This window comes from Mesorhizobium sp. M7A.F.Ca.CA.001.10.2.1 (genome assembly GCF_003998575.1).
GTDB lineage: Bacteria > Pseudomonadota > Alphaproteobacteria > Rhizobiales > Rhizobiaceae > Mesorhizobium.
This window is the reverse complement of record NZ_RZQY01000189.1, coordinates 1-9,445: the sequence shown is the minus strand read 5'-3', so window position 1 is coordinate 9,445 and position 9,445 is coordinate 1. Positions and strand designations below refer to the sequence as shown.

The 9,445-nt window shown below is 63.9% G+C and carries 10 protein-coding genes; 4 read left to right on the top strand and 6 right to left on the bottom strand.

Annotated features, from left to right (window positions below; genetic code table 11):
- Both EN964_RS14465 and EN964_RS14460 read left to right on the top strand, forming a co-directional pair.
- Positions 1-2,108: DUF4159 domain-containing protein (locus EN964_RS14465; protein ID WP_127276473.1), on the top strand; the 2,108-nt coding region annotated here is incomplete at its 5' end.
- Between the two features lie 63 nt (positions 2,109-2,171).
- A complete protein-coding gene (locus EN964_RS14460; RefSeq protein WP_127266563.1) occupies positions 2,172-4,250 on the top strand; it encodes a hypothetical protein in 2,079 nt (692 codons plus the stop codon).
- 2 nt (positions 4,251-4,252) lie between these two features.
- Here the strand turns inward: EN964_RS14460 and clpS are convergent, their stop codons facing one another.
- From clpS to EN964_RS14440, 4 genes are all read right to left on the bottom strand, one after another.
- Positions 4,253-4,558: an ATP-dependent Clp protease adapter ClpS gene (gene clpS, locus EN964_RS14455; protein ID WP_127266562.1), complete on the bottom strand. Its 306-nt coding sequence runs from the start codon at positions 4,556-4,558 to the stop codon at positions 4,253-4,255.
- Between the two features lie 240 nt (positions 4,559-4,798).
- On the bottom strand, positions 4,799-5,164 hold the full coding sequence (locus tag EN964_RS14450) for a hypothetical protein (protein WP_127266561.1): 366 nt from the start codon (positions 5,162-5,164) through the stop codon (positions 4,799-4,801).
- Between the two features lie 172 nt (positions 5,165-5,336).
- Positions 5,337-5,570, bottom strand: a complete 234-nt coding sequence (locus EN964_RS14445; RefSeq protein WP_013529962.1) for a hypothetical protein — start codon at positions 5,568-5,570, stop codon at positions 5,337-5,339.
- Positions 5,571-5,609: 39 nt separating this feature from the next.
- Positions 5,610-5,912, bottom strand: a complete 303-nt coding sequence (locus tag EN964_RS14440) for a hypothetical protein (RefSeq protein WP_127266560.1) — start codon at positions 5,910-5,912, stop codon at positions 5,610-5,612.
- Between the two features lie 252 nt (positions 5,913-6,164).
- On the opposite strand from EN964_RS14440, the gene EN964_RS14435 reads away from it, so the two are divergent.
- Both EN964_RS14435 and EN964_RS14430 read left to right on the top strand, forming a co-directional pair.
- Positions 6,165-6,881 (top strand): response regulator, encoded by a 717-nt coding sequence (locus EN964_RS14435; RefSeq protein ID WP_127266559.1) that lies wholly within the window; start codon positions 6,165-6,167, stop codon positions 6,879-6,881.
- Positions 6,878-8,284: an ATP-binding protein gene (locus EN964_RS14430; RefSeq protein ID WP_127266558.1), complete on the top strand. Its 1,407-nt coding sequence runs from the start codon at positions 6,878-6,880 to the stop codon at positions 8,282-8,284. The genes EN964_RS14435 and EN964_RS14430 overlap by 4 nt, the downstream gene beginning before the upstream one ends.
- A gap of 102 nt (positions 8,285-8,386) precedes the next feature.
- On the opposite strand, the gene EN964_RS14425 is transcribed toward EN964_RS14430, so the two are convergent.
- Together EN964_RS14425 and EN964_RS14420 are read right to left on the bottom strand one after the other, a co-directional pair.
- Positions 8,387-8,926 carry a hypothetical protein gene (locus EN964_RS14425; RefSeq protein ID WP_236382896.1) on the bottom strand — a complete coding sequence of 180 codons (540 nt, stop codon included), beginning with the start codon at positions 8,924-8,926 and terminating at the stop codon, positions 8,387-8,389.
- Positions 8,927-9,019: 93 nt separating this feature from the next.
- On the bottom strand, positions 9,020-9,445 hold a 426-nt coding region (locus EN964_RS14420), incomplete at its 5' end, for a CBS domain-containing protein (RefSeq protein ID WP_373565059.1).

The window sequence follows — 9,445 nt, the reverse complement described above, 5'->3', positions numbered from 1 at the left end:
CCGCCATCCGCGCGCCGGGCGACCCTGCCCCGGCGCAGGTCACCGCCGGCGCCTTCGATGACAAGGGCCGCCGCATCGCCGATGCGACGCTGACCTTTTCGCCTGGCGAAACCACCGCCACCGGCACCATGGCGGTGCCGTTCGAGCTGCGCAACGACTTCGCTTCCATCGCGCTCGACGGCGAGCGGCAGGCTGGTGCGGTCCGCGTCCTCGACGAAAGCTCCAAGCGGCGGCGCGTCGGTCTATTGTCGCAGGCCGAGGCCGACCAGGCACAGCCGCTTTTGTCGCCGCTCTACTACATCAGGCGGGCGCTGCAGCCCTTCGCCGATCTGGTCGAACCCTCCAGCGCCGATCTTGCCGACGCCATACCGCAAATCCTCGACCAGAAGCCCGCGATGATCGTTATGGCCGATATCGGCACCATTCCCGGACAGGTCCGGCAGAGACTTGTCGATTGGGTCGACAATGGCGGCACGCTGGTGCGTTTCGCCGGTTCGCGGCTGGCCACCGCGGGCGATGACGACGATTTGCTGCCCGTCCGCCTTCGCACCGGCGAGCGGTCGCTCGGCGGCGCGCTGTCATGGACGTCGCCGCAGCCGGTCACCGAATTCCCCAAGGCCGGCCCGTTCGCCGATCTGGCGCCGCCGACCGAGGTCACCGTCAGCAGGCAGGTGCTGGCCGAGCCGACACCCGATATCGTCGAGCGCACCTGGGCGGCCCTTGCCGACGGCACGCCGCTGGTCACCGGACTGAAGAAAGGCAAGGGCACGCTGGTGCTGTTCCACGTCACCCCCGAGGCAACCTGGTCGAACCTGCCGATCTCTGGCAGCTTCGTCGAGATGCTGCGCCGCATCGTGCAGCTGTCGCGCAACCAGGGCGCGGCCATCGCCAATGCCGAAGCGGCCGCGGCGTCGCTGGCGCCCTATCGCATGATTGCAGCCGACGGCTCGCTGGTGCCGCCGACGCCGGATGCACGGCCGCTTGTACCGGGCGCTGGCGCGCTGCCGGTGACTTTTGAAAACCCGCCCGGTCTCTATGGTTCCGAGACGGGTGTATTTGCCCACAATCTGCTGGAAGCCGACAGCAAGTTGGCGCCCCTGGCGCGCCCGCAAATCACTGTTCCGGTCACCTCGATCCAGTATGCCTTTGACGAATCGCGCAGTTTGAAAGGCACGCTGGTCGCGGCCGCCCTGGTGCTGATGCTGCTTGATACGCTGGCGGTGTTCTGGATGGGCGGCCTGTTTTCACGCCGGCCGCGCCGCGCCGGTGCCGTGACAACCACCGCCGCCGTCCTGATTGCGCTGGGTAGCTTGTTCGGTCATGCCGACCTTGCCCGCGCCGACGACGCCAAGCCGGGTGACGAAATTGCCATCGAGGCGATTTCGAAGACCCGCATCGCCTATGTGCTGACCGGTGTGCCGGGCGACGATTCGATCAGCCGCGCCGGGCTCGAGGGGCTGACGCGATTCCTGGTCGAGAAGACGGCGCTGGAACCGGGCGAGCCGGCCGGTGTGGACATCTCCCGGGACGAGCTGTCGTTCTATCCGCTGATCTACTGGCCGATCGATCCGGCCGCACCGATGCCCAGCCAGGCAGCGATCGCCCGCGTCGACGCCTATATGCAGCAAGGCGGCACGGTGCTGTTCGACACCCGCGACCAGTTCGCCAACGGCATCGGCGCCGATTCGACCAGCCCGGCGACGGAGCGGCTGCGCGACATCCTCGGCAATCTCAACGTGCCGCCGCTGGAACCGGTACCGTCCGACCACGTGCTGACCAAATCCTTCTTCATCCTGCCCGAATTCCCCGGCCGCTTCGCCGGCAGCCCGCTCTGGGTCGAGGCCTCGCTCGACGCCAGCAACGCCGAGAACCGGCCGGTGCGTACCGGCGATGGCGTCTCGCCGATCATGATCACCGCCAATGATTTCGCTGGCGCCTGGGCGGTCGACGAGAACGGCGATGCGCTGCTGCCAACCGTGCCGGCTGACCCGATGCAGCGCATCTACGCGCTGCGCGCCGGCGTCAACATCATGATGTACATGCTGACCGGCAACTACAAATCCGACCAGGTGCACGTACCCATACTGCTCGAACGGCTGGGGCAGTAGAATGAGTTTGTTTGGTGCCCTCCGGTCGCGGATAAACCCTCCCCAAAAAGAGGAGGGTAAGGAATGAATTGGTCGATCTCCTTCGAACCGCTGATCTCCTGGCCACTGCTGACCTTGGCGCTGGTGCCGCTGGCGCTGCTTGCGCTGGTCGGCCTGTGGTTTCGCCAGCGCGGTTCGGTCTTCCGCTTCATCGCCCTTCTGGCGCTCGCCGCCGCTTTGTTCAACCCGGTGTTCCTCAACGAGGAGCGCGAGCCGCTGAAAAGCGTTGTCGCCCTCGTCGTCGACCGCAGCCAGAGCCAGGATATCGGCGACCGCACCAAGCAGACCGACGAGGCGTTGGCCGGGCTGCAGCAGCGGCTTGGCCGCTTCAAGCAGTTCGACGTGCGCGTCGTCGAGGCCGGCAAATCCGAGGCCGCCGAGGAACGCACCGAGACACGGCTGTTCGGCGCGCTTGAAGGCGCCTTCCGCGACGTGCCGCCGTCACGGATCGGCGGCGCCATCATGATCACAGATGGCGAGGTCCATGACGCCCCCCCGGGAGCGCCCGATTTCAACGCTCCGCTGCATGCGCTGATAACCGGCAACGATCACGAGAAGGATCGCCGCATACGTTTCGAGAACGCCCCGCGCTTCGGCCTTGTCGGCAAGCCGCTCGACATGACCTACCGCGTCGTCTCGACCGAAAACGAGACCGGCCCGGTCGATGTGCGCGTTTCGGTCAATGGCGAACAGGTCGCGGTCGAGCACGCCACTGTCGGCCAGGCGATGCCGTTGCAGGTCACCATTCCGGGCGCCGGCCGCAACATCGTCGAACTCGCCATCGATCGCGAACCGGGCGAACTGACCGACACCAACAACCGCGCCATCGCGCTCATCGACGGCATTCGCGAGAACTTGCGCGTGCTGCTCGTCTCCGGCGAGCCGCATGCCGGCGAACGCACCTGGCGCAACCTGCTGAAATCCGACGCCTCGGTCGATCTCGTCCATTTCACCATCCTGCGGCCGCCGGAAAAGCAGGACGGCACGCCGATCAACGAATTATCGCTGATCGCCTTCCCGACCCGCGAACTGTTCGTCGAGAAGATCAAGGATTTCGACCTCATCATTTTCGACCGCTACCAGCACCGCGACGTGCTGCCGATCCTCTATTACGACTACATCTCCGAATATGTCGAAAAGGGCGGCGCGCTGCTGATCGCGGCCGGCCCCGAATATGCCGGCGAAAGCTCGATCGCGCGTACGCCGCTGATGTCCGCCCTGCCGGCGATGCCGACCGGCGAGGTGGTCGACAAGGCCTTCTATCCGCGCCTCACCGAACTCGGCCAGCGCCACCCGGTGACGCGTGGGCTGGATGGCTCTGCCACCGAGCCGCCGCACTGGAGCCGCTGGTTCCGCACCATCGGCGTGCAGAATCCCGAAGGCGCAGTGGTGATGAAGGGCGCCGACAACCGGCCGCTGCTGTTGCTCGACCGTAAGGGCGAAGGCCGCGTCGGCATGCTGCTGTCCGATCAGGGCTGGCTGTGGGCGCGCGGCTTCGAGGGCGGCGGCCCGCATGTCCAGCTCTACCGGCGCATCGCCCACTGGCTGATGAAGGAGCCTGAGCTCGAGGAAGAGCGGCTGACCGCCGACGGCCGCGGCATGGTGCTGGAAATCCGCCGCCAGACGATGGCCGACGATCCCGGCCCCGCGCAGATCATCACCCCATCCGGCAAGACCTTGACCGTCAAGCTCGAGAAATCCGAGCCCGGCGTCTTCCTCGGCAGCGTCGAGACCAGCGAGATCGGCCTCTATCAGGTCGCCAATGGCGACCTCACCGCGCTCGCCCATGTCGGGCCGGTCAACGCCCCGGAATTCGCCGACGTCATTTCCACCGAAAGCCGGCTGAAGGCGCCGGCTGAAGCCACCGGCGGCAGCGTGCGCCGGCTGGCGTCGTCCGCAGCCCTTGGCAGCGACGTGACGCTACCCTCCATCGTGCCTGTGCGCTCGGCTGGTGCCGCGTCCGGCAACGACTGGATCGGACTGCGCACCACGGACGACAGCGTGCTCAAGGCCGTCTCGCGCGTGCCGCTGTTCGGCGGCTTCCTCGGCCTCGGCCTGCTGCTTCTGGCAATGGGTTCGATGTGGTACCGCGAAGGACGGTAGAGCTACTCCTCCGGCTCCGTCTTGAACATCAGCGGATAGCCCTTGGCCTTGCCGGCATCGGTGGCGCGCGTCGCCTTGGTCTCGGCGACATCCCTGGTGAACACGGCGACGACGCAGACGCCGCGACGATGCGCGGTGATCATCACCCGATGCGCCTGGTCTTCGCTGAGTTTGAACTCACCCTTCAGCACCGTCACGACGAATTCGCGCGGCGTGAAATCGTCATTGATGAGGATGACCTTGTAGAGCTTTGGCCGTTCGATCTGCGGCTTGACCTGGACGCGCGGTTTTGTGGTGATTTCAGGCATTGGAACCGACAGTTAGAGCAATTCCAGGAAAAGTGTAAAACGGTTTTCCGCCCGGAATTGCGTCAAGACAAAGGATCAGAACGGTTCGCCGTTTCCACGAAACGGTGAATTGCTCTGGCGTAGCAACCCTGCCGCCATTCTGGCACCAGCGAAAGCGGTCGTCCATTTTGGTCGACGCGCGAAAACCAGTGTCCGCCGACGCGGCCATTCACAATCATGTGGGAAAGTGTCGGTTGCCGTTCAACGGCCCTGGCGGCCGAACATGCGGCGGCTGGGAATCTGCCGCGCGGTCGTGGCGGGCCGGATATCGGGGTGAAAGCGGTTTCCACCCGCATCCGCCCGGCGTTCCAGCCAGACCGTGATCGGCCACGCGGCGACGCAGATCAACGTCGCGCCTGTCAGCACGATCAGCAGCCAGGTCTGTGCCGGCGTGATGTAGTCCCAGTTGGTGGAAATCGCCGGCGCGAACAGCGAAGGCTCGGTGCGTCCGGTGGCCGGATCGGGCACCGGGCTGGCGGTGAACAGGATCAGCACCCTGGCGACGCCGGTGGCAACCAGGCCGCCGATCACCATCGAGCGCAAAATGGACGAAAGCCGCTTCTTCATGCGGATTGTCCTACACGGCCGGCGTTGCAAACGGGTTAAGTGTCAGTCGAGGCGGAAGCTGCCGGTGCCAGACTTCGTCAGGGCTTCAGCGCTCGGACAGGAAGAAGGCCGCTCCAGCCGAAACCAGCTGGAGCGTCCTTGGCCAACAGCCGGCATTTTATGCCGGACCTGATTACGTCTTCGGGGCGTCCTTCTTGACGGCCTTCTCGGCAGCCTTCTTGTGCTTCTTGACGGTCTTCTTGACGACCTTCTTCGGAGCAGCCTTGGCCGGAGCGGCAGTCGCCGGAGCTGTGGTCGTCGAAGCAGCCGGAGCAGCGGTCGTGGTGGCGGCGGCGTTGCCGAGAGCCGGCATCGCGAAAGCCAGAGCGACGGCGAGACCGGTGGCGGAGAGGATGGACTTTTTCATGGCTTCGTTTCCTTTTTATGCGGGTCAAGTTTCTGAGTGTTACTGAACCGGGTCGTTCGGCGTCACTCCAAGCAGCTTCAAAGCATTGGCGAGCATCCGGATGCCCTGCGCCTGTTTCTTGGCGGCGCAGTACCGGTTGCCCTTTCTCTGAAGTGCCTTTGCCGCGGTGACCTGCGTTGCCGTGGCGTGGGTTTCGAGGGCTTCATCAAATTGGTGGCTGAGATTGGCGCACCGTTCGCTCCGGGTTGTGAGCGTCACCTTTGCGTCCGATTGTCCGACAGCGGCAGTGACCAGGCAGAAGCCCAGCAACGCACCCAACAAACTGATCGACAACCTTGGCATCGGTTTATCCGTAAACCCGGAGACTAGCGTCGCAGCCGATGACCTGACCGCCACGAGACCAGTTATGCCCTTGAAATTTTTCAGGAGTTTTTCTGAACTGTAGAATTTTGTTTCTGGATTGTGTCTGAGAAAGCCGGTGTGAACCCATCATAGCCACTGGCCAACATATGGCCTGAATTCTATCGTGTGGGTTGTGACAGAAGGGCTTGGCAATCAAAGACAGAAGGGCTTGGCAACAATGACAGGGCTGCTGTGAAATCCGACGCACACATACTGATCGTCGACGACGACAAGGGCATCCGCGACCTGCTGCAGGAATTCTTCCAGAAGCGGGGCCTGCACACCTCGGTTGCCGCCGACGGTGTCGAGATGGAGACCATCCTGCGGCGCGTCCAGGTGGACCTCATCGTCCTTGACGTGATGCTGCCCGGCAAGAGCGGGCTGGAGCTGTGCCGCGACCTGCGCGCCCAGTACTCGACGCCGATCATCATGCTGACCGCCGTCACCGAGACGACCGATCGCGTCGTCGGCCTGGAAATGGGCGCCGACGACTATGTGCCCAAACCCTTCGACCCGCGCGAGCTTTTGGCGCGCATCCGCGCCGTGCTCAGGCGCAATGGCGCCGCCGAGCCCAAGCGCGCCACCACCAAGCAGATCTACCGCTTCGCCGGCTGGACGATGGACTGTGCTCGGCGCCGGCTGATCGCACCCGACGATGTCAGGGTCGAGCTGACCATGGCCGAATTCAACCTGCTGCAGACCTTCGTCAAGAGCGCGCAGCGCGTGCTGACCCGCGACCAGCTCATCGAACTGTCCGGCGGCGACAGCGACTATTCCTTCGACCGCAGCATCGACATCCTGGTCAGCCGGTTGCGGCGCAAGATGGAAGACGACCCCAAAACGCCCAAGCTGATCCTGACCGTGCGCAGCGGCGGCTACCAGTTCCTGCCCGAGACGACCTCCGAATGAGGCGTTTCCTGCCGCAGACCTTGCCTGTCTGGGTGCTGCTGATCGTCATTGCCGGCCTGCTGATCAGCCAGGTCGCGACCCTTTACATCGTATCGCGCGACCGCGCCGCCGCCAACGACGTCGTCGACCTCTACCGGCTCAACGACCGTGCCTTCTCGCTGGTGCAGCTCATGCATGACGCCAGTCCGGACGAGCGCAAGGCGACGGCGAGCGGCCTGTTCAATTCAACCTATGCGCTCACCGTTTCGGACACACCGGCGGTCACTTCGTCGATCGCCGGTGACGACGAACTGGCCGAACTCGAAGACATCCTCGTCGGCAGGCTGTCGAAATTCGGCATCACCGATGCACGCGTACGCCGCGATCCGGCGACGCGCGAGGCCGATGACGCGGACGGCACGGCCCCGGGACCCGACATCGGCCAGGTCGAGCGCGACCTTCTGGTATTGGCCGCCGACTTCGCCCAGAGCGACAAGCTGACGGCCTCGCTGCGCTTCGCCGACGGCCAATGGCTGAACTTCACCGAGCCGATCACGCCGGTCGGCCCGATCCTGAGCTTCGACAGCCTGCCGCTCTATTCGCTGATCGCAGGGCTGGTGGTGATCATGTCGATCTGGTCGCTGCGCCGGCTGACGGCGCCCTACCGGATGATGGAAACCGCCGTGAACCGGATCGGCAAGGATCTAAAGAGCCCGCCGATCGCCGAGAGCGGCAGCCGCGAGGTCCGTGCCGCCGCTAAGGCGATTAACGCCATGCAGGCAAGGTTGCGCGAATATGTCGAGGACCGCGAACATCTGGCGGCGGCATTGGCGCATGATCTGCGCACGCCGATGACCAGGATGCGCCTGCGCCTGGAGCTGTTGCGCAAATCGGCGGTCCGCGAGGCATTGGCGCACGACCTCGCCGATGTCGAGGGCATCGCCAGCTCGGTGATCGACTTCGCCACCTTCGAAGTGACGGAGGAAAAGAACGAACGCATCGATTTCTGGTCGCTCGTGGAATCGATCGCCGACGGCTATGACGACGTATCGTTCGACGACGAGACCCGTTCGCGCGGGCTGATCTGCATGGCGCGGCCGGTCGCGCTCAAGCGCTGTGTCACCAATCTGGTGCAGAACGCGGTCACCTACGGCAAGAAGGCGCATCTTACGCTGCGCCGGTCGGAAGACATGATCCTGCTCACCATCCGCGATGAAGGGCCCGGGATACCGCAGGCACAGATCGACGCCGTGTTCGGCTCGTTCGTGCGCCTCGAACAATCGCGCAACCGCCAGACCGGCGGTCTGGGCCTCGGCCTGACCATTGCCCGCAACATCGCGCGCGCCGCCGGCGGCGAGATCAGCCTGTCTAACAACCCGGGCGGTGGCCTGCTAACGCAGCTGCGCCTGCCGCTGGCGGCATAAGGCTGCCACAAGATGACAGGGCAGTTTCGTTAGCCGGTTCTTCGTCGGTCTGCTCTCAACTTCAACCAGCATAGGTCAACGAGCGGTGGATAGGCTGGTTGCCTATTTCAGTACGCCGTCCTTGCGTCGAAATATGCGAAGTTGCATCTCGTCCCAACGCGTCATCACCTTTTCCTCGAAGCGATCTCGTCTAAATTTAACGCAATGAATGTCCTCGATCAGGAAGACATCGTCCTTGGATGCGACTGCCTCCAAGAACCGGGGAGACCGAACGGCCAGATTGACCTCGTTCTCACGCGAAGTTTGACCGATCAATTGGTAAAAGGTGAACATTGCATAGCAATAATTGTCGAATGTCTCGAACTCTAAAAAGTCTGCAACGCGACAGTCGTCCAAGGTCATTAAAGGGTAGCTGTACGGACTGCGCCTGTTCGGGTCTTGCCTAATGTGCGGCAGCTGGAGGGTCTTGGTGGCGCCGACCTCCTCCAGCACCGAGGTACTCCACTCCCAGCAGCTGATGTAACTGTGAAAGAAGGCTTCACGCACCACACTATGTTCGTCTGGCAGCCACTCGTTGTGCTCTCGCTCGGCGTCGATTAGCCGGTAAACGTCGAATAGAAACTCGTATATGAGTGCAGCCACCGTCGCGTTTCGCATTCCTCAACCTCAATTATGCGACCCGGCTGTTCCCTCGAAAACACTAAACCGCCCTATGGGCTGAATTGACGGCGAAGGTTACCGCCGCAGCACCGCGCTCAGCACGTCGCGGATACCGATGGCGCCGACGAAGCGCGACTGGTCGTCGAACAGCGCCACGGGAGCGGTCTGCGAACGGTGCATGGCCAGCATCACGGTTTTCAGCGAAGTGCCCGGATTGGCCCAGAACACTTGCGCGGCTTCCTCGGATTGGCCTTCGACGTCGGCGCACGACACCCAGACCGCCGGCTTGCCATCGCGTTCGGCCGCCGCCACCAGCCCATGCTCATCGATCTTGAAGCGCGTCGTCTTGCGGCGGTCGAGCCACACCCAGCCATCCTTGCCGTGCTCCAGAGCGCGACGGTCGCGCATCACGTTCCAGGCGGTCAGCACCGACAGCGGGTGCACATTGGCGATGAAGTCGCGGACATAGTCGTTGGCAGGCCGCAGCACGATGTCCTCCGG

Coding starts and splice junctions, on each gene's coding strand:
- EN964_RS14460 (WP_127266563.1), top strand. CDS start 2,172: ATGAATTGGTCGATCTCCTTCGAACCGCTGATCTCCTGGCCACTGCTG.
- clpS (WP_127266562.1), bottom strand. CDS start 4,558: ATGCCTGAAATCACCACAAAACCGCGCGTCCAGGTCAAGCCGCAGATC.
- EN964_RS14450 (WP_127266561.1), bottom strand. CDS start 5,164: ATGAAGAAGCGGCTTTCGTCCATTTTGCGCTCGATGGTGATCGGCGGC.
- EN964_RS14445 (WP_013529962.1), bottom strand. CDS start 5,570: ATGAAAAAGTCCATCCTCTCCGCCACCGGTCTCGCCGTCGCTCTGGCT.
- EN964_RS14440 (WP_127266560.1), bottom strand. CDS start 5,912: ATGCCAAGGTTGTCGATCAGTTTGTTGGGTGCGTTGCTGGGCTTCTGC.
- EN964_RS14430 (WP_127266558.1), top strand. CDS start 6,878: ATGAGGCGTTTCCTGCCGCAGACCTTGCCTGTCTGGGTGCTGCTGATC.